This is a genomic window from Microvirga calopogonii (genome assembly GCF_003347665.1).
Lineage (GTDB): Bacteria > Pseudomonadota > Alphaproteobacteria > Rhizobiales > Beijerinckiaceae > Microvirga > Microvirga calopogonii.
This window is the reverse complement of sequence record NZ_QDGA01000019.1, coordinates 52,753-71,533: the sequence shown is the minus strand read 5'-3', so window position 1 is coordinate 71,533 and position 18,781 is coordinate 52,753. Positions and strand designations below refer to the sequence as shown.

20 protein-coding genes and 1 tRNA gene are annotated in these 18,781 nt (G+C 66.0%); 8 read left to right on the top strand and 13 right to left on the bottom strand.

Translation table 11 applies throughout. From position 1 onward, the window contains the following. Positions 1-2: 2 nt before the first annotated feature. The 3 genes from gatA to DDF70_RS16300 form a co-directional block, all read right to left on the bottom strand. The gene (gene gatA / locus DDF70_RS16310; RefSeq protein WP_114945914.1) at positions 3-1,517 is read right to left on the bottom strand and encodes an Asp-tRNA(Asn)/Glu-tRNA(Gln) amidotransferase subunit GatA; all 1,515 of its coding nucleotides are present in this window, start codon (positions 1,515-1,517) and stop codon (positions 3-5) included. A 122-nt stretch (positions 1,518-1,639) separates the two neighbouring features. Next, positions 1,640-1,927 carry an Asp-tRNA(Asn)/Glu-tRNA(Gln) amidotransferase subunit GatC gene (gene gatC / locus DDF70_RS16305; protein WP_114945913.1) on the bottom strand — a complete coding sequence of 96 codons (288 nt, stop codon included), beginning with the start codon at positions 1,925-1,927 and terminating at the stop codon, positions 1,640-1,642. Positions 1,928-2,135: 208 nt separating this feature from the next. Continuing rightward, positions 2,136-2,837 (bottom strand): metal-dependent hydrolase, encoded by a 702-nt coding sequence (locus DDF70_RS16300; protein ID WP_114945912.1) that lies wholly within the window; start codon positions 2,835-2,837, stop codon positions 2,136-2,138. 130 nt (positions 2,838-2,967) lie between these two features. On the opposite strand from DDF70_RS16300, the gene DDF70_RS16295 reads away from it, so the two are divergent. The 7 genes from DDF70_RS16295 to DDF70_RS16265 all read left to right on the top strand — a co-directional run bounded on the left by DDF70_RS16295 (position 2,968) and on the right by DDF70_RS16265 (position 10,200). Beyond that, positions 2,968-4,233, top strand: coding sequence for an ABC transporter substrate-binding protein (locus DDF70_RS16295; RefSeq protein WP_114945911.1), 1,266 nt, complete (start codon positions 2,968-2,970; stop codon positions 4,231-4,233). After that, on the top strand, positions 4,230-5,207 hold the full coding sequence (locus tag DDF70_RS16290) for a carbohydrate ABC transporter permease (protein WP_114945910.1): 978 nt from the start codon (positions 4,230-4,232) through the stop codon (positions 5,205-5,207). The genes DDF70_RS16295 and DDF70_RS16290 overlap by 4 nt, the downstream gene beginning before the upstream one ends. Continuing rightward, on the top strand, positions 5,204-6,028 hold the full coding sequence (locus DDF70_RS16285) for a carbohydrate ABC transporter permease (protein ID WP_114945909.1): 825 nt from the start codon (positions 5,204-5,206) through the stop codon (positions 6,026-6,028). The genes DDF70_RS16290 and DDF70_RS16285 overlap by 4 nt, the downstream gene beginning before the upstream one ends. A 75-nt stretch (positions 6,029-6,103) precedes the next feature. Next, entirely contained in the window at positions 6,104-7,237 is a 1,134-nt protein-coding gene (locus DDF70_RS16280; protein ID WP_114945908.1) for an ABC transporter ATP-binding protein, read from the top strand. A gap of 257 nt (positions 7,238-7,494) precedes the next feature. Next, complete coding sequence (ruvX, locus tag DDF70_RS16275) at positions 7,495-8,055, top strand: Holliday junction resolvase RuvX (RefSeq protein WP_114945907.1); 561 nt, start codon at positions 7,495-7,497, stop codon at positions 8,053-8,055. A gap of 147 nt (positions 8,056-8,202) precedes the next feature. Then, a tRNA-Gln gene (locus DDF70_RS16270) sits at positions 8,203-8,276 on the top strand. 196 nt (positions 8,277-8,472) lie between these two features. Beyond that, positions 8,473-10,200 carry a site-specific integrase gene (locus DDF70_RS16265; RefSeq protein WP_114945906.1) on the top strand — a complete coding sequence of 576 codons (1,728 nt, stop codon included), beginning with the start codon at positions 8,473-8,475 and terminating at the stop codon, positions 10,198-10,200. Between the two features lie 335 nt (positions 10,201-10,535). On the opposite strand, the gene DDF70_RS16260 is transcribed toward DDF70_RS16265, so the two are convergent. The 10 genes from DDF70_RS16260 to DDF70_RS16215 form a co-directional block, all read right to left on the bottom strand. After that, the gene (locus tag DDF70_RS16260) at positions 10,536-11,372 is read right to left on the bottom strand and encodes a hypothetical protein (protein WP_162820444.1); all 837 of its coding nucleotides are present in this window, start codon (positions 11,370-11,372) and stop codon (positions 10,536-10,538) included. A 90-nt stretch (positions 11,373-11,462) separates the two neighbouring features. Beyond that, positions 11,463-11,831 carry a hypothetical protein gene (locus DDF70_RS16255; RefSeq protein ID WP_114945904.1) on the bottom strand — a complete coding sequence of 123 codons (369 nt, stop codon included), beginning with the start codon at positions 11,829-11,831 and terminating at the stop codon, positions 11,463-11,465. Further along, positions 11,828-12,130 carry a hypothetical protein gene (locus tag DDF70_RS16250; RefSeq protein ID WP_114945903.1) on the bottom strand — a complete coding sequence of 101 codons (303 nt, stop codon included), beginning with the start codon at positions 12,128-12,130 and terminating at the stop codon, positions 11,828-11,830. Before DDF70_RS16250 ends, DDF70_RS16255 begins: the two co-directional genes overlap by 4 nt. Beyond that, positions 12,127-12,420, bottom strand: a complete 294-nt coding sequence (locus DDF70_RS16245; protein ID WP_114945902.1) for a hypothetical protein — start codon at positions 12,418-12,420, stop codon at positions 12,127-12,129. Before DDF70_RS16245 ends, DDF70_RS16250 begins: the two co-directional genes overlap by 4 nt. Positions 12,421-12,422: 2 nt before the next feature. After that, complete coding sequence (locus DDF70_RS16240) at positions 12,423-13,220, bottom strand: metallophosphoesterase (protein ID WP_114945901.1); 798 nt, start codon at positions 13,218-13,220, stop codon at positions 12,423-12,425. A 2-nt stretch (positions 13,221-13,222) separates the two neighbouring features. After that, positions 13,223-13,618, bottom strand: coding sequence for a hypothetical protein (locus DDF70_RS16235; RefSeq protein WP_162820443.1), 396 nt, complete (start codon positions 13,616-13,618; stop codon positions 13,223-13,225). Between the two features lie 55 nt (positions 13,619-13,673). Next, positions 13,674-14,036, bottom strand: a complete 363-nt coding sequence (locus DDF70_RS16230) for a DUF6634 family protein (protein WP_114945899.1) — start codon at positions 14,034-14,036, stop codon at positions 13,674-13,676. Then, on the bottom strand, positions 14,033-14,365 hold the full coding sequence (locus DDF70_RS16225) for a hypothetical protein (protein WP_114945898.1): 333 nt from the start codon (positions 14,363-14,365) through the stop codon (positions 14,033-14,035). Before DDF70_RS16225 ends, DDF70_RS16230 begins: the two co-directional genes overlap by 4 nt. Before the next feature lie 148 nt (positions 14,366-14,513). After that, positions 14,514-15,632 (bottom strand): hypothetical protein, encoded by a 1,119-nt coding sequence (locus DDF70_RS16220; protein WP_162820442.1) that lies wholly within the window; start codon positions 15,630-15,632, stop codon positions 14,514-14,516. Positions 15,633-15,669: 37 nt separating this feature from the next. Next, positions 15,670-17,400: a replication initiation protein gene (locus DDF70_RS16215; protein WP_114945896.1), complete on the bottom strand. Its 1,731-nt coding sequence runs from the start codon at positions 17,398-17,400 to the stop codon at positions 15,670-15,672. Between the two features lie 957 nt (positions 17,401-18,357). On the opposite strand from DDF70_RS16215, the gene DDF70_RS16210 reads away from it, so the two are divergent. Beyond that, positions 18,358-18,753: a hypothetical protein gene (locus DDF70_RS16210; RefSeq protein WP_114945895.1), complete on the top strand. Its 396-nt coding sequence runs from the start codon at positions 18,358-18,360 to the stop codon at positions 18,751-18,753. Positions 18,754-18,781 lie beyond the last annotated feature (28 nt).

The window sequence follows — 18,781 nt, the reverse complement described above, 5'->3', positions numbered from 1 at the left end:
GTTCAAGCCCACCAGGCCTTGGGCAGTTCGATGCGTCCGACGGAATCCTCGATCACCTGACCAGCCGCGAAGAGGGTCTCCTCGTCAAAGGCGCGTCCGATGAGCTGGAGGCCGAGCGGCAACCCTTGAGCGTCGCGCCCTGCCGGTACCGCGATGCCCGGCAGGCCGGCCATGTTCACCGTCACGGTGAAGATGTCGTTGAGATACATCTCGACCGGATCGCCCGAGCCCTTCTCGCCGATGCCGAAGGCCGCCGAGGGTGTCGCCGGCGTCAGAATGGCGTGAACGCCCTGGGCATAGACTTCCTCGAAGTCGCGCTTGATCAGGGTGCGCAGCTTCTGCGCCCGAACGTAATAGGCGTCGTAATAGCCGGCCGAAAGCACATAGGTGCCGATCATGATGCGGCGCTTGACCTCGCGGCCGAAGCCGGCGGCACGGGTCTTCTCGTAGAGTTCGACGATGTCCCGGCCGTTCTCGCGCAGGCCGTAGCGCACGCCGTCGTAACGGGCGAGGTTCGAGGACGCCTCGGCCGGTGCCACGATGTAATAGGCCGGCAGCGCATACTTGGTGTGAGGCAGGGAGACCTCGACGATCTCGGCCCCGGCGGCGCGCAGGTATTCGGCCCCCTGGTGCCAGAGCGCCTCGATCTCGGGCGACATGCCGTCGACCCGGTATTCCTTCGGGATGCCGATCTTGAGGCCCTTCACGCCACGGGAGACGGCCGCCTCGAAATCCGGCACCGGAAGGTCGACGCAGGTGGTGTCCTTATCGTCCGGGCCCGCCATGGAGCGCAGCATGATGGCCGTGTCGCGCACGGTGCGGGCGATGGGGCCGGCCTGGTCCAGGGACGAGGCGAAGGCCACCGTGCCCCAGCGGGACACGCGCCCGTAGGTCGGCTTGATGCCCACGGTGCCGGTGAAGGCCGCCGGCTGGCGGATCGAGCCGCCGGTATCGGTCGCGGTGGCGCCGAGGCACAGATGGGCAGCGACTGCCGCAGCCGAGCCGCCCGAGGAGCCGCCGGGGACCAGATGAGAGCCCTCGATGGCGCCGGACGCGCCCGCGCTCACATTCGAGCCTTCGCGACGCCAGGGCGACACCACCGGCCCGAAGGCGCTGGTCTCGTTGGAGGAGCCCATGGCGAACTCGTCCAGGTTGAGCTTGCCGAGCATCACGGCGCCGTCGTTCCAGAGGTTCCGGGTGACGGTGGATTCGTAAGGCGGGTTGAAGCTGCTCAGGATCTTGGAGCCGGCGGTGGTGGTCACGCCGTCCGTGCAGAACAGGTCCTTGATGCCGAGCGGAATGCCCTCGAGTGCCCCGCCCTCGCCCTTGGACAGCCTCTCGTCCGAGGCCTTGGCCATGGCGAGCGCCTTGTCCGGCGTCTCGAGCACATAGGCGTTCAGCGCCCTCGCCTTTTCCATGGCGGCGAGATGGGCCTGGGCGAGCTCGGTAGCGGAGAAGGACTTGGCCTTCAGGCCGTCGCGGGCCTCGGCAATCGTGAGATGGGTCAGTTCGGTCACGGGACTGGATCTCTGTTTCTACGTCATGGCCGGGCTTTTGTCCCGGCCATCCACGCCTTATTCTGCGGGAGATCCCCGGGTCGCACTGCGTTTGCCCGGGGATGGTCGAATAAGCCTACGCCTTACTCGACCACTTTGGGCACGAGGAAGAAGTTGTCTTCCGTTGCGGGAGCGTTCCGGACGATCTTCTCCGCGTAGCCGCCATCGGTCACGCCGTCCTGGCGCTTCTTCATGACCATGGGCGTCACGGAGGTCATCGGCTCGATGCCCTCCACGTTCACCTCATTGAGTTGCTCGACGAAGGAGAGAATCGCGTTGAGCTCGCCCTGGAGATGAGGCACCTCCGCATCCGTCACGGCAATGCGCGCCAGATGGGCGATGCGGCGGACCGTTTTCTCATCGACCGACATGAATGGTCTAACCTCTTGGAATTCGCTTCCGCGGCCTATAGCACCCGCCCGCCTCGGGGGGCAACGTTGGATGTGCGGGGCGCCCTCCTACGACGGCGCCCTCAACGTCATGGCCGGCCTTGTGCCGGCCATCCCGATACGGAAAAGCGCCGCGCTTCATGCCATCGGGATCACCGGGACAAGCCCGGTGATGACGTGCAGGTTGCTTTTATACGGTCACGCCCACCGTCTTGTGCGGCACCACCACCTGGATGCCCTTGCCGTCCAGGGCCGCGACGAAGCGGTCGGCATTGGGAACGAGCGGTGGGAAGGAGGCGTAGTGGCAGGGGATGACGGCCTTGGCGCGGCTGAAATAGCGTTCGACCGCCAGGGCGGCGACTTCGGGGCCCATCGTGAAGCGGTCGCCGATGGGGGCGATCACCACGTCGGGCCGATGGATCTCGGCGATCAGGGCCATGTCGCCGAAGATGTCCGTGTCGCCCATGTGATAGATTGTCGGCTCCCCCGGAGCCTTGACGATGATGCCGTTGGCGTTGCCGAGCGGGAAGTTCACGTCCATCTCCACGAGGCCGGCGGAATGGTCCGCCCGCACCAGGGTGACGGTGAAGCCGTCCTGGTCCGTCGTGCCGCCCGTGTTCATGGGATCGAAATTCTGGACGCCCTGCTTGGCGAGATACATGCAGAGCTCGAAATTGGTCACGACCTTGGCGCCCGTCGCCTTCGCGATGTCGGCCGTATCGCCGACGTGATCTCCGTGCCCGTGGGTGATCAGGATGTGCGAGATTCCCTCGATGATCTTGGCCCTGTCGCCTTCGAAGGCCGGATTGCCGGTGAAGAAGGGATCGATGAGCACGGCCTTGCCGGCGAAATCGAGCCGGAAGGCGGAATGACCGAACCACGTAATTTTCATGGGAATACCCTCGCTTTCGGCAACATGAGATGGGGCAGCCGCGCCCCCTGACCACGTCCCACAGGAACAAATCGGCAGGTGGGGCTTTAAGAAGCTAAGCAATAAACATCAAGCCTGCAGGAGGATTGCCATGTCCCGCCTCATCGCCAGCTTTGCCGCAGCCGCCGGGCTTCTTGCATCCACCAGTGCCTGGGCGGTCGAGATATCCATCTCGTGCAGCGCACTCGGCAAGGAATACGAGATCTGCAAGCAGGGCACCGACGCGTGGGCGCAAAAGACCGGCCATACGGTCAAGATCGTTTCGACCCCGAACTCGGCGACCGAACGCCTTGCGCTCTACCAGCAGCTTCTCGCGGCCGGCGCCGGGGACATCGACGTGTTCCAGATCGACGTGGTCTGGACCGGCACCCTCGGCAACCACCTCCTCGACCTGACCTCCAAGGCGCAGGGAGCAATCGGCGACCATCTTCCAGCCATGGTCGAGACCAGCCGGATCGAAGGCAAGCTGATGGCCGTGCCGTGGTTCGCCGATGCGGGCCTGCTCTATTACCGCAAGGACCTTCTGGACAAGTACAAGCGGCCCGTGCCGCAAACCTGGGCCGACCTCACCGAGACCGCCCGTCTCATCCAGGAGGGCGAGCGCAAGGAGGGCCGCAACGATTTCTGGGGTTATACCTGGCAGGGCCGTGCCTATGAGGGCCTGACCACCAACGCGCTCGAATGGATCGCCTCCTATAACGGCGGCACCATCGTCGACGAGAAGGGGGACGTCACCATCGAGAACCCCAAGGCCGCCGAGGCGCTGAAGACCGCCGCCGGCTGGGTCGGCACGGTCACGCCCGAGGGCGTGCTCAACTACACGGAGGAGGAAGCCCGCGGCGTTTTCCAGGCCGGCAATGCGGCGTTCATGCGCAACTGGCCCTATGCCTGGGCGCTGGCGCAGGGCGCCGACAGCACCATCAAGGACAAGGTCGGCATCGCGCCCCTGCCGAAAGGAGGCGCGGACGGACGTCATGCGGGAACGCTCGGTGGCCAGCTTCTCGCGGTCTCCAAATATTCGAAGAACGCCGAAGCCGCGACCGATCTCGTCCTGTACCTGACGGGCGAGGCCGAACAGAAGCGCCGCGCGGTCGAAGGTGCCTTCAACCCGACCATCGTGTCGCTCTACAGCGATGCGGACATCGCCAAGGCCAACCCCTTCATCGGCGACCTCGTCGACGTGTTCAGCAATGCGGTCGCGCGCCCGGCCACCGTGACGGGCCAGAACTACAACAAGGTCTCGACCGAATTCTTCAACGCGGTGCATCAGGTTCTCTCGAAGCGCTCCGAGCCTGCGCAGGCATTGAACCGCCTCGACCGCGACCTGAAGCGGATCAAGCGCAACGGCTGGCAATGATCATGGGCAGCGCCGTCGCCGAGGCCGGCGCCCCCATCGCGCAGCAGGCGCGGGAGCGCCGCTCGTCGCTGACACGTTCGCGGGTCAGGGCGGCATGGCTCTTCATCGCGCCGAGCCTGATCGTCGTGGCGCTCATCGCGGGCTGGCCCCTGGCGCGGACGATCTGGTTCAGCTTCACGGATGCCAGCCTCAACGACTTGAGCGACTACCAATTCATCGGCCTGGAAAACTACCTCGCCAATTACGACGGCGAATGGTTCGGGATCCTGATCGAGCCCGATTGGTGGCGCTCGGTCTGGAACACCCTGTGGTTCACCCTCGTGTCGGTCTCGCTCGAGACGGTGCTCGGCATCGTCGTGGCGCTGATCCTGAACGCGGCGTTCCCGGGCCGCGGCCTCATGCGGGCCGTCATCCTCATCCCCTGGGCGATCCCGACCATCGTGTCCGCCAAGATGTGGAGCTGGATGCTGCACGACCAGTTCGGCGTCATCAACGACCTCCTCCTGCGCATCGGCCTGATCGCCGCGCCGGTCAGCTGGACGGCCAATGCCGACACGGCCCTGTGGGCGGCCGTGATGGTGGACGTCTGGAAGCACACCTCCTTCATGGCGCTGCTCATCCTGGCCGCGCTCCAGATGCTGCCGCAGGACATCTACGAAGCGGCGAAGGTGGACGGCGTCTCGCCCGTCCGCGTGTTCTTCCGCGTGACCCTGCCGCTCATCAAGCCGGCGCTGCTGGTGGCGGTGATCTTCCGCTCCCTCGATGCCCTGCGGGTCTTCGATCTCATCTATGTCCTGACGTCGAATTCGAAGGACACGGCCTCCATGTCCGTCTATGCGCGCCAGCAGCTCGTCGATTTCCAGGAAGTGGGCCTCGGCTCCGCCGCATCGACGCTGATCTTCCTCATCATCGCCCTCGTGGTCGTGATCACCCTCGCGGCCGGACGCGTACGGCTCGGGGAGGATCCGCGATGAGACTTCTCGCCCGGACCGGCTTCTGGCTGCTCGTGACCGTCATCGCGTTCTTCGCGCTCTTCCCATTCTACTATGCGATCGTCTCGTCCTTCCGGACAGGGAGTGCGCTATTCTCGGTGGCCTATCTTCCGGAGAGCTTCGATCCGTCGAACTACATCGCGGTGTTCGAGCGCCAGCCCTTCGGCCGGAACATTCTGAACTCGGTCATCGTGTCGGGCTCCGTGGTGATCCTGTCCCTGGGATTGGGGATCACGGCGGCTTATGCGTTCGGCCGCATCGCCTTTCGCGGCCGCTCGCTTCTGCTCATGACGATCCTGGGCGTCTCCATGTTCCCGCAGGTTGCGGTGCTCGCCGGGATGTTCGAGCTGATCCGCAGCTTCGGGCTCTACAACACCCTGCCGGGGCTGATCCTCGCCAACCTCATGCTCACCCTGCCCTTCACGATCTGGGTGCTCACCACCTTCATGCGCGAGCTGCCGAAGGAGATCGAGGAGGCCGCCTTCGTCGACGGCGCGACGCCGTGGATCGTGGTCCGGCGCGTGTTCCTGCCGCTCATGGCACCGGCCGCCGTGACCACGGGGCTGCTCGCCTTCATCGTCTCGTGGAACGAGTTTCTCTTCGCCCTCACCTTCACGCTCACCAACGAACGACGCACCGTGCCGCCCGCCATCGCCCTGATGAGCGGCTCGACCGCCTATGAACTGCCCTGGGGCACGATCATGGCGGGCTCCGTCATCGTGACGATCCCGATTATCGTCCTGGTGCTCGTGTTCCAACGCAAGATCGTCGCGGGCCTCACGGCCGGCGCGGTGAAGGGCTAGAGCATCGAACGCAAAAGTGGGAACCGGTTTTGCGTGCAAAGATGCGAGAAAAAACTTAGTTCAGGAAGTCTGCACATGGCTGATGTGGTCCTCAAGAACGTGCAAAAATCCTTCGGCCGGGTGAAGGTGATCCACGGTGTCGATCTCGACATCCGCGACGGCGAGTTCGTGGTCTTCGTCGGCCCGTCCGGCTGCGGGAAATCCACGCTGCTGCGCCTCGTCGCCGGGCTCGAGGATATCACGGCGGGCGATCTCTTCATCGGCGGCGAGCGCGTGAACGATCTCGTGCCGGCCAGGCGCGGCATCGCCATGGTGTTCCAATCCTACGCGCTCTACCCGCACATGAACGTCTACGACAACATGGCCTTCGGTCTGGAACTGGCGAAGTCATCGAAGGCTGAGATCGACGCCAAGGTACGCGAGGCCGCACGCATGCTGCAGATCGACACCCTCCTCGACCGCAAGCCCCGGCAGCTTTCCGGCGGCCAGCGCCAGCGCGTCGCCATCGGCCGTGCCATCGTGCGCGACCCGAAGGTCTTCCTCTTCGACGAGCCCCTCTCCAATCTCGATGCCGCCTTGCGCGTGCAGACCCGCATCGAAATCGCCAAGCTCCACAACGATACGCGCGCGACCATGATCTACGTGACGCACGATCAGGTGGAGGCGATGACGCTCGCCGACCGGATCGTGGTGCTCAACGGAGGACGGATCGAGCAGGTCGGCACGCCGCTGGAGCTCTATCACCGGCCGGCCAATCTCTTCGTGGCCGGCTTCATCGGCTCGCCGCAGATGAACTTCATCGAATGCCAGGTTGCCGGTGTCGGGCTGGACGAGGTGCTGGTGAGCCTTCCCAGTGGCGGAACCCTGTCGGTCCCGGTGGCCCCGGAAGCCGTCCAGCCGGGCGAGCCCGTCACCCTCGGCGTCAGGCCTGACCACGTGCGGGTCAGCCCCCAGGGCTCCCTCACAGGCCGCGTCGAGCTGGTGGAGGAGCTTGGCGAGAACCACCTGCTCTACGTCGATGTCGGCCAGGGCCGCCGCATGACCGTGCGCGAGCCGGGCGATGCGCGTCATGAGACGGGCAGCACCGTCAACCTGGATCTGATCCGCGAGTCCTGCCACCTCTTCAGGCGCTCCGGCGAAGCTCTGCCGTCACGCGGCGGCACCTTGAGCCCTGCTCCGTCTTCGCCTGATCTGACGAGCGCGGCATGACATGGGTTTGTCATTCTCGAACTGCGGCCGCCGGGGACGCCACCCACCACGTCATGGCCGTCCCCGGACTTGATCCGGGGATCCGTCCCGGCCATCCCGATGCTGTGAACCGCCGCGCTCCCGCAATCGAGATCACCGGCACGAGGCCGGTGATGACGTCGAGGATGATCGGAGATGGCGACCACTCTCCCGTCTCGACGTCCGCCCACTTCCCCTATACTGGCTGGGACTCCGGCAGGTGCACGAGGAGGCCGCCCATGATCTCACGAGACGACGAACTGGTCGCCTTCATCGACGGCCTGCCGCCCCGCGCCCGCCTCATGGGCCTCGATCTCGGCACCAAGACCATCGGCCTCGCGCTCTCGGACGTGGAGCGGCGCATCGCCACCCCGCTGGAGACGATCAAGCGGGTGAAGTTCACCCCCGATGTCGGCCGGATCAAGGATCTCGTTGCCCGCTATGAGGTCGGCGGCCTCGTCTTCGGCCTGCCGCTCAACATGGACGGCACGGAGGGTCCCCGCTCCCAGGCGACCCGCGCCTTCGTGCGCAACATGAAGCCCCTCCTGCCGCTGCCCGTCCTGTTCTGGGACGAGCGCATGTCCACCATGGTGGTGACCCGCACGCTCCTCGACGCGGATGCGTCCCGCGCCAAGCGGGCGGACGCCGTCGACAAGATGGCGGCCGCCTACATCCTCCAAGGCGCCCTCGACCGCTACGAGCGTATCGCGGCCGATGCGGAGGACGCGGCAGACGAAGCCGCCCTCCGGTCCGGCCTCGACCTGGACACCCCTCCGGAAGGCGGGGCGCTCGACGATTAGCGGCAGACCCGCTCGGCCCCCATTTCAAGGCTTGACGCGCCACCAAAAGCCCCCTATCTCACCGCCAACCGCGACGCCGGTTTCGAATCCCCGCCTCCGATGCTGAGAAGAAAGCCTCAGGAAAGGCCAAGGGTTCGATGGCTTCGGTGGGGGATAGTTTAATGGTAGAACAGCGGACTCTGACTCCGCTAGTCTTGGTTCGAATCCAGGTCCCCCAGCCAACCTTTCTTCTTCAAATCCTGTTCTAAGCAACTGAAAATGGCTGGATTTCCGGCCCTTTGCCTCTCTGCGGCAGGTATTTACGTGTTGCCGCAGGCATGCCGTTTTGAGCATATTTGAGTGGTCGGTAACCCGGCTGGTGTTTATGGGAGTGTTTATGGAGTTTATAACCTCCGACATCCCCAGGAGCCTTTCTCCGTGCCAACCGAAGTCGTTCGTTTCGGACCAGACGCCCTCAAGCGCGCGCTGCGCGAGGCCGACGGCCGCCACACCTCAGCCAAGCCGCTCATCCAGCGCGATCCCGCCTTCACGGGCGTCACGATCCTCACGTCCGGCCGGACGGCGGCGTGGTACCTGAAGTACGGCAAGGTCCTGAAGCGACTCGGGGCCGTCGGCCATCCCGACACCGCTCCCGACGGACGGAAGCCCGACTACATCTACACGGCCCGGGACGCGCGGGACTTTGCCGAACGGGTCCGCGACATCCTCAAGAGCGACGAGAAGCCCGACGACTACATCTCCGCCCGCTGGCGCGGTCTGTCCCACGAGGACGCCCTCGGCAAGGCCGAATCGGAGGCCGCCCGGGCCGAGGGCGCCTGGACTTGGTCGCAGCTCGTCGAGAGGTTCCTCGACGACCACATCCGGCAGCCGGAGATCTCACCGACAACCGGGGTTCGGCCGCCTTCGGAGAATACCGACTCGGAGGTGAGCTTCATCCTGCGGCACCCCGACCTCGACCACCTGAAGCCGAAGCTTGCCCGCGATGTCACGAAGCGGGAGATCGAGGCCGTCCGCGACAAGTGGCAGGGCGAGAATCTCAAACGTCGCCCGGCGAAGTTCGTCACCTACGTGAAGAGCAGCATGAAGTGGGCCAAGCTTCATCACTCCGCCGCTGGCCTCGAGGACGTGGCGCCGTGGTGGCTGGAACTGCGGGCAAAGATCCATGCGACCAAGCGCCAGGAGGCCAAGGCCGACAAGATCGAGTTGCCGAGAACGCCGACCCCGAAGGACGTCGCCACCGCCCTGTTCGTCGCGGAGAAATACAAGGTGCTCCCCTGGCGGAAGATCAAGCTTCCTACCGACGAGCAGACCCTCGCCCTGTTCTGGTGGGTGTGCCTGTCGGCCCAGCGGACGCATGCCTCCGCCGTCGTCCGCCGCAGCCTAATCGAGGACCGGACCGCGAAGGAGGGGTGGGTCGAGGTCGCGTGGCTGCGCAAGGACGTCAAGAGCAAGCGCGACCACGCTCTGGCGATCCCGCCGGAGATGTACCGCCGGACCATCGGGCGGGCGCTGGCCGACCCGAAGCGCCGTGACTCCACGTGGGCATTCCCGTCGACGAGGACGAAGAACCGCGGCAAGGAAGGGCGCGAGGACAAGCCCGCCGGGGACACGATCCTCAACCAGATGCTCGACCGCCTGCGGGGCAAGGACAAGAAGCACGGCCAGATCGGGCCCGACCTACTCGCGGAGGCCGGCTGCCCGCCCTTCACGCCGCACGTGATGCGTTCTGCCCTGGCAACCTTCCTCGACGGGCAGCCTGTCCCGGGGAGCACGGCGTCCGCGATCCTTGACCACGCGGCGCCGGTCCCGCTGATGAGGCCGGACGAGCAGCAGTCGGAGGTCACCCGCAAGCACTACAACCACGCCATGAGGTTCGAGCTGAAGCTCGAGGGGCTGCGCCTGTGGACTGACGCCGTGCTCGCCGAGTACGAGAAACTGGTCGCGAAGGAACGCACTGACCGATACAGCACATTCGCCAACACCACGGCCGGACGCCTCCGCATCATCCCGACGATCCCGGACGAGGACCGCTGGCTCTTCAACCTGCACCTCCCCCCGCTGCCCGGTGCCAAGCCCCCAAGCGAACCTCTGCGACTCGCATCGCTCTCAGCCGGGAACGACGACGCTCCCGAGGATATCGGCTAACCCTTTGAAAACACGGATTCCGACAAGCCCTGTCGGAACCTATCCCGCGTAACTAGCTTATTACGCACTCGTTCCGGCCGCGAGCGGCAGCGATCGGGCGGCTCCTTTACAAGCGTCGCGGTCGCGGTCGCGCCGCCCCGACGACGGCTCTCGCGCTGCCGAACGGGCCGCAGACGTGGAGCGCGATGAAGCATTAGCTTCAGCGCCGGGTCGGGCCAATCGAGAGGATCGAGATCGTGAGCGGGGACGATTGGCGAGAGGACCCTCTGACCCGGGTCAGGCGTGCGACAGCGGAACGATGGTCGGGACTGGCGCGTGTGCGAATACTGGGCTTGCTAACTGTCTTTGAGTGACGCTTGGATCGCCGTTTGTCTCGCCTGGAGAGCGTCTGCTCGTAGCTCGGCTTCGTGTAATGCGGACAGCACCTCGTGCATCACGCCCGAATGCGCTTCAGTTTTCTCGTCCAGTTCGAATAGCTTATCCGTGTCCCCCGGCGTGGCTCCGGCGCGAGGTAGACGCTTACTGTCCCATATGTCGAGAACTTTCTTGATTGGGCCAACTAGAGCAAGGGTCTCGGCACTCGCGAGCAGCGCCTCAAGAAGTACGTCGATCACGTCATCGCTAGTAATATTGGCGATGACCTGAGCTGGAGTCCTTATCGCGAGGTACCTATTCTGGAAGTCTCCCAGCGTTTGCAGTCGTGAGCCTACAAGATTCGCGCCGAGCTGCTCGACGAGGGCCACTGCGTATCCAAGCGTTGCAGCATCAGCCTTCAGCATCTCCACTGCTGCTCGATAAGCATCCTCGTCACCAAGCGTGTCTTGGCTAGTCCGAGCAAGTCGTTTCGGAACATTATCAAGATATGTCGAGAAGTCTTTGAGCATGAGAGCCATCGAAATGACCGTAGCTCCTCCGACAAGCAAATCCCGCTTCATTAGAATAGTGGCGATCTTACCTAAAAGGTCTCCAAATAGCCCCGGAAATTCCCGGATCTTTTCTTCACACCTTTGGGCACATTGCTTCACCGCAGCGACCCGCGGAACGGCATCATCTTGAAACTGAGAAAGATATGACAGCAATGACGCATCGTACACACGATGGTCCACATCCATTACCGCGAGAAAGTTGCGGTGCGCAGCATTTGCAGCCTCCTGAACTTTCAACAGGTCCACCGCCATTCTCCTCCACCCCGCATACGATATGTAGGCCGAAGCGGCGTCCTTTGTCGAACCCCGGCCGCGACGTCGCCGAGGCGCATAGCGTCATCGCTCGTCGTCATCGGTTCCTTCGCCTCGCACCTGCCGGATCGCTGCCTCCAGAGATTCGTCATTGTCCTCTCCCGCTGCCCCCGCGCTCCCCAGGAGGAAGTCCTTGAGTGGCGGCTGTCCGTGATCGAGGCGGTGCCGGAAGGCTTTCGCAAGGATGGCCCACTCGACGCCGATCTCCGGCGCCGTGTCCGCCAGCACGAGTGCGACGTCGGTGAGCATGCGCGGCTCCCGCCAGTCGACCTCGGCGAGCAGCAGCCACGTCGCCTCGTGCCCGGCGGCGTTGCGGAGAGGTCCGGCCGTTCGCTCGATCAGCTTGCGCAGGGCTTGCATAAGCTCCGCGAGGTCTGCTGCCCAGTTCGTCATCGCTCGCCCGCGATCGTCAGGAGTGCCTCGGTTTCGGCGATGGCATCCCGGTATGCCGAAATCCGCTGGCGCAGCATCGGAGCGATCCGCTCCGGCGGGATCGCGAGGGCGTGCAGCGCGGCCCACACACGACGACCGGACGGCAGCGCGACGAGCACGGCCTTGCCGGACGCGACCGGTCCCGGCACGGGCGGCCACAGAAGCCGGCAGGCGCCGACGATCTCGTAGTTGTCGGTGCCGTAGGACATGCGCACGTACGCGGCGAGGCTCTCCTTCTCGGATTCGCTCAAGGTCGTCATGGCTGTTCCTCCGCCTTGGCGAGCAGCGCCTCCGTGTCGGCGATGGCCTTGCGGTAGGCCTCGATGCGTTCGCGTAGCGCGTCCGGCACTTCCTTCGGAGGCACGTTTACGCACAGCATCACAGCCCATGCCTTCCGCCCGTCGGCGAGCCGGATGAGCACGGCGTCGGTGTCGCACTCCCAGCCGCTCCAGAGCATCTCCGTCGCGCCGAGGACTTCGTAATCGTCGGTGCCGTAGGCCTTGTGCACGTAGCGGTCGAGGGATTCTTTCTGCCAGCCTTCCATCTCCATCGTCACTTCCCCGAAACCGAGAGAACGAGGTCAGGCCGGAAGCCGGGATTCTCGTTGCCGTAGCCGCGCGGATTGCACGCGATCATCGTGCCTCCGAGCATGTAGCCGGTCGTGTGATGAACATGCCCGTGAACCCACATCGCCGGCTGCCGGTCCCAGATCATGTCGCCGAGATCGCTGGCAAAGGCCGGGTTCATGGGGCTGCCGATGTAGCGCGGATCGACCGACTCCGGATACGGCGCGTGGTGAGTGACCACGACCGTCGGCACGCCCGATCCGTCGCCGAGGACGCCGTCGATGTACGCCGCCGTGCGCTGGAACGCGGCGCGGGCATGCTCCGGCTGCCAGCGCTCGGTCAGCGAGTCGTCGGTGTGGATCGCGACGTGGTCGGCCATGAGGGAGCCGCACTCGTTCATCGCGTGCGCGATGTCCATGTCGCGCTGCCTGCCCGGCTCGGGGTCGGCGTCGAGGGAGTAGTCCGTCCACAGCGTTCCGCCGACGAATCGGACGCCGCCGATCACCACCTCGGAATCGTGCAGGAGGTGGACGCCGTCGACGCCTGCGGCTGCGGCGAGGCCGCGCTTCGTGCAGCCGGTGACCGACCCCGAGAAGTACTCATGATTCCCAAGGATCGTGACGACGGGCATGTGCGGAGCGATGTGCTCGGCGAGCCACTGCATCGCCTTCCACGCCGGCTTGTGCACGTCGCCCGCCACGACCGCGACGTCGGCATCGGGGACCGCGAAGGCGAGGTGCGGATCGACCTCGAGGTGAAGGTCCGAGAGAATCCACAAGCGCATGATCAGCGGCCCTCCGCTGGAGCATGCTCGGGGCAGCGGGTCATGTACCAACCATGCCCGTAGATCTTCCCCTCCTTGCCGCACAGCTCACACGTGTTTGCCGAGGCCTCCTCTGCCTCCTCGATCCACGCGTCGATCTGGTCATCCGAACCCCAACAGTAAAATCTGAGCGTCCCGAACTTCTCCTTCACTTGAGTGACTTGGAAGCCGGGCAGGTCTTCGTCTCCCTTGCGCCACTCGCCCTGGACGTGGGCGTCGATCTTGCGGATGAGATCGACGAGAAGGTTCCGCCATCCCCCCATGCACTCGGCATAGAAGCCGCCGCGTCCGAACATCCACTCCCACTCCGTGTGGCTCCTGATCTCGTCCTGCCAGTCCCTGCTGTGCTGCGTAGGCATGCTCGTGTCCTTTCCCTGTCCGTGTTGACGATGCATGGAGGGCGCCCCGGGGCGCTCAATGTATCGACGTGCCGGCGGCGCTCTCGTCCCGGTGCGGGGCGCCGAGCCGGTAGACGCGGGACAGGGTGCGGGCGAGGCCGCGGGCGGGATCGAAGACCCACAAATCAGACGTCGCCGTGATGCGTCCCGGCTTGCCGACAAGCGGGTCGGGATGGCCGGACACGGCGCCGATGAGGCACATCACCTGGATCGGATGGGCGCGCCATCCATGAATCACGGGGGCGTCGGGGTAATCGGCAGCCGTCGACGGTCCCTCGTCGAGCAGCCGCCGTAGGTCGCGGGCAAGGGACTCGAGCCGCTCGATCTCGCGCTCCACACGCCTGCGGTCGAAGGCGCCGTCCGGTCCGATCATGATCATCGGCTGCCTCCCTTCGTCACGAGCGGCAGCCGGGCCGGCAGCGCGAGGCGGACGGCGCCCTCCTTCGTTTGCGCCCAGGAGAGATCGGAACCGACGGCCCAGACCTCGTGCACGACGATCTCGCCGTACTCGTCGAGCGCGAAAAGATTCGGCCCCGGGGAGACGGACCAGTGAGTGAGAAGTGGCGCGGACGCCAGTTCTGCGGCCGTCGGACGGCCGCACTCGGCGTTCGCGATCATGTCCGCGAGTGTGCTGGGTTCCTGGAGTTCCGAGAGGTCGAGGCGTCCGTCGGGGCGCCGGAGTGGTAGTTTCACGATGAAGCCTTTCATGCATACGAGATCGCCCGGCCTCGGTCGGCGGGCGGTGGTCTTGTCAGACGCGTATGCAGATGGCCTTCATGCGAACTCCTCGATGACGGATAGGAATATCGGGCCCGTTGACGTCGTGTCAACGGGCCCGGGCGCGAGATCCCACAGGTCAGAACGGGCAGTCGGCGGGGATCGGGCTGGCGAGAGCGGCTGCGCGGCTGCGGGCGCGCTCGATGAGCGCCCGCTCCTCGTCGGTCGGCACGTCGTCCGAAAGAAGTCCGAGGCGCTCGCGCTCCTCGCGCTCGGCGACGGCGGCAGCGACCTTTTCGGTGTGTCCCGGCAGGGAGGCGATGGCCCGACGCCGGGCCTCGCGGATCAGGGCTAGCTCCTCCGGGGTGGCGTCGCGGAGGCTCCCGGCGCCGAGGCCGAGGCGGTCGCGCTCCGCCCGCTCGGCCGCCTGCGCCGCCGCGTCCTCGGGCGAGGCCGGGTGCAGGTGCCACGGGAGCCGGGAGGCGGGCCTGCCATCGCCCTGCGCGGCCTTCGCCTCGGCGTCGGCGGCGATCTTCGCTTCCATGCGCTGGCGCAGGTCGGCGATGTGCCGGAGTGCCTTGTCCACGGCGCCCTCGACTTTCTTGCCATCGACGTACCGGGCGGTGAGATGCTGCGGGCGTCCCTCGCGGATGAGCCACGCGACATTCACCCAGGGTCCCTTGTTGGGGGAGAGCTTCACCTCGGCCGGGAGAGCCGCCGCCGCCCGCAGCATCTCGCGAATCTTTCCGTCGAGGGCGTCGTCGGCTTGGGCGATGAGGGGGAAGGTTTCGCTGAGGTGGTCGGCATTCGATGCAAGCGCCTTAGTCCCGCCCGGGATTAAGTCGAGCCTGTCCCACAGCTTCCGTCCCTCTGCCTTCGCCTCGTCGGAGAGCAGGTGCCGCAGCGACGGCCGCACGGTGGCCGGGTCGGTCGGCTGGGGCTTCGGCCTTGCGGCCTCCTTCTCCTTCTCCCGGCGGAACCTGGCGGCGGCGGCGGCGGCGGCGGCCTTCCGTCCCTCCGCGTTCACGGGCTTGGCGCAGATGATTGCCGACACCTCCTCGCCAAGCTCGGCGAGCAGCGCGGCGACGTCCTCGCGGTGGAAGCGCACAGGCTTGAGCGGGTAGTGGCAGGGATTGCCGCCCTTCTGGACGTACCACTCGATCCTGGCCTCGACCTCCTCTTCGCCCGCCCACGGGTAGGACTCGATCCGCTCGAGCACGGCCCGCATCGTCTCCACCGCCGGGCAAAATCTCCTCATCCGGACCGTCACGATCCTCTGCACGTTCTCTTCCATGTCACGCCCCCGTCCTGTTGTGACGCACTTTCTCGATGATCGTGTCGAATTGCCCCGCAATAAACGAAATGTCGGCATCCGCCAGCGGCAAGGCGCCGAGCTGGATCGTGTCCGTCCCGATCCCCGAGGGGAACCGGATCGTCGCCTCGACCGGAGCGGGGCCGTCCATGCCCTCGCCCTCGAACGTCATCTCGAAGATGCCGTCGGCCATCGCCTCGATCTCCTTGAGACGCACGCCGGGGGCGATGAGGAACTCCACCCACGTGAGCGGACCGAACGTCGGCGGGACCGGAGTTGGAGCCGCCACCGGGGCGGGTGCCTTCGATGCCGGCGACGCCTTCGGCTTAGGTGCCGGAGCGTTCACGGACTCGGCCTCCTTCCCGATGTCCGCCTTCGACTTGATCCCCTTCTCCTTCTTGTACTCCTTCCACCGGGCGATGCGGGCCGAGCGGGCCTCGCGGATGCGCAGGAGACGCTCGCGTCGCCCCGCGACGTCGGCGGGCATGGCGAGCAGGTCCGGCGCCTCGATCTCCTCGGCGAGGAAGCGGGTGGCGGCGTCCTCGGGGCCGTCGGCCTTAATGGCCGTGAGCAGCCTTTCGCCCCGCATGGCGCGGGTGGCGAAGCCGTCCGTGACCGGGTTGCCGGTCAGCGCCTCGTGCACGGCGAGCAGCCACACGGCGAAGGCGTCCGCGAAGCCGCCCATGTGGCGGTGCTCCACGAGGAAGGCGCCCTTGCGCTGCCAGAAGTCCTGTCGGGCGATCCGGAACATCGGCACGTCCCAGCCGCCGACGAGGGCGCGGGCCTCGGGGGCGACGCCCTGCATCCGGCCCGCGTGTGCGGCCGGCGGGTTGACCCGCAGGGTGAGCGTCCAGGCGTCGATGCCGCCGCCTCGGCGCTTGCCCTTCACGGCCTCCGTTTTGACGTGCGAAAACAGCCGCACGTGATCGAGGTCGGCCAGCGCCGGCTTGAGCGCCCGGAGCTGGAGCTGGCCCACGTGGCCGCCGTCGAAGCCGAGCCACGCCTTCATCTCCTCCACGGAGACGGTGACCTCGTGCAGGTTGTCGAGGCCCGGCACCCATCGCGCCTTGCGGTCGGCGAGGGCGAGGGCGAGGTGGCGGTACAGCCGGATGCCGTAGCGGCTGCGCATCCGGGAGAGCGCCGCCAATTCCAGGTACGCGTAGCGGAGCTGGGAGGCCATGAGCGTCTCGATGGCGGACGGGATCGAGTAGACGATCTCGTCCCGTCCGCCCTCGCCCTCCATCCAGGCGGAGAGCAGCGGCACGTCGTCGTAGCGGCGCCCGGCCCGCGTGCCGTAGCACACGGTGGTGGAGCGCAGCCGCTTGAGGGCGTCGCGGACCGTGGCCCGCCTCGCGTGCTCGCCGAGGAAGCGGATCGCGTAGGAGGTCGGCATCGTGTACTCGCGGCCGGCCTCCATCACCCGCTTGCTTTGCTCGTAGGCGTAGGCGACGAGGAGCTCGTGGAGCTTCATGTCGCCCGCCGTGAGGACGTCGTCGCCCTCCACGGTGACGTGCTCGAGCATCTCCGCCGGGCGCGGCGTCTCCGGCGACACCCGGTCGAGCGGGCTGGCGTCAGTCCCGTCGCGCACCTCGCGGGTCCGCCCGTCCGCCGCGGCGAGGGCGTCCTCGATGCTCCCCCGCACGTGGACGCGGCGCAGTCCCTCGTCGTTGTACTCCGCCGTCGCCCGCGGCCTCCTCTTGAGCAGTGATCTCATTTTCGTTGCGCCTCCCGAACCCATGCAACGATTGTCATTTCGTCGGCGGGAATTCGGCAAGGGGCTTTCGTTGCGGATTTCGCAATCGCGCAACGAAAGGGCCGAATCCTTTTCGTTGCGTCCCTGCCAGCCGCGCAACAAGTCGGGCCAGACAAGGCTCCGTCAACGCGAGACGGATGTCCCAGCCTCCCCGGGAGGCGGGATTTCGCCCGCCCGCTGTGAAACATGCAACGAAAAGCCCCCGGCATCGTGTGAATCATGCAACGAAAAGGTCGTCCACATTCTTGCATCGCGTGAATCGTGCAACGAAAACCCAGTGGACGGCGCCTTTGTTTTCAATGGGTTGGCCGGGACAGGGGCGCCAAAAAAATCACAGACTCAGAATGCAGGGAATCGACCGCCGCCTGACGGGTGGGAATCGGTGCCCCGCCGGGCTTCGCTGGGTCGGTGCCTGGCAGCCCGTCCGCATCCCGTGACCGAGATCGCCGCCCTCCGGCAGATCTTAAGGGAAGGACCGGGCTGGGGCGCTTCGCGCATGGTTTAGGTCGAGGGGGGTGTAATGGCCGTGCCAGTCCTGCAACGTCGATGGAGATTGCCGGAACCCGGTGCGCGTGACAAGCGACTGGTCGGTCTCCCCCGGGAGCGGCGTCGACTGGCAGGGAACCGGACCGAATCCTTCGAAAGAGACCGCTCCGGTTCCAGGTGCCGGCCGGGTTCCCAGCATCCATCCGTGGGGACGCCGCCGAGGGTGCTGCCGAAGGCGCCGTTCCAGGGACATCGCGATTCATAATCGACATGTCGATTATGTCGCCGGGCGCGAGGAGGGGCGTTGCCGGCCTCCGATCGACACGTCGACTCCGCACTCTCCCCGCTCCCCGACGCATTATCGACAGGTCGATTTTCCCTTGTCACGTACCCGCCGACATCGCACCATCAATCTGCAACGGGAGGCAAATCATGACGGACTCAGGGGAAACCGACGCCGGAAGGCTGATGCAGCTCTACAAGGACCTGGCGGCGAAGGAAGGCACGAAGGGCAAGACCCTCGCGGACATGACGCCCGACGAGCTGCGGGCCTACAAGTCGGAATCGAAGCGCCGTTCCCGCGAGCGCCAGCGGGCAGCGATGGACAAGGGCTCGCCCGAGCCTACGACGGACAACATCAGGTCCGTGCTCGCTGATGCCGCTTTGCTCATCCTCATCAAGGATGCGCCGGGGGCGGACATCGTCATGGGCGTCCTCGGCATCGCGTTCAAGGGTCGGGCGGGCGTCCCGGGCAAGGTCCGCGCGGACGCCAAGGACGGCAAGATCCGGCTCAGGAACGTTCGCGACTTGGCATCGGCGGAGAAGTGACCGACGGCCCTCTCCGGCCGTGTCCCTT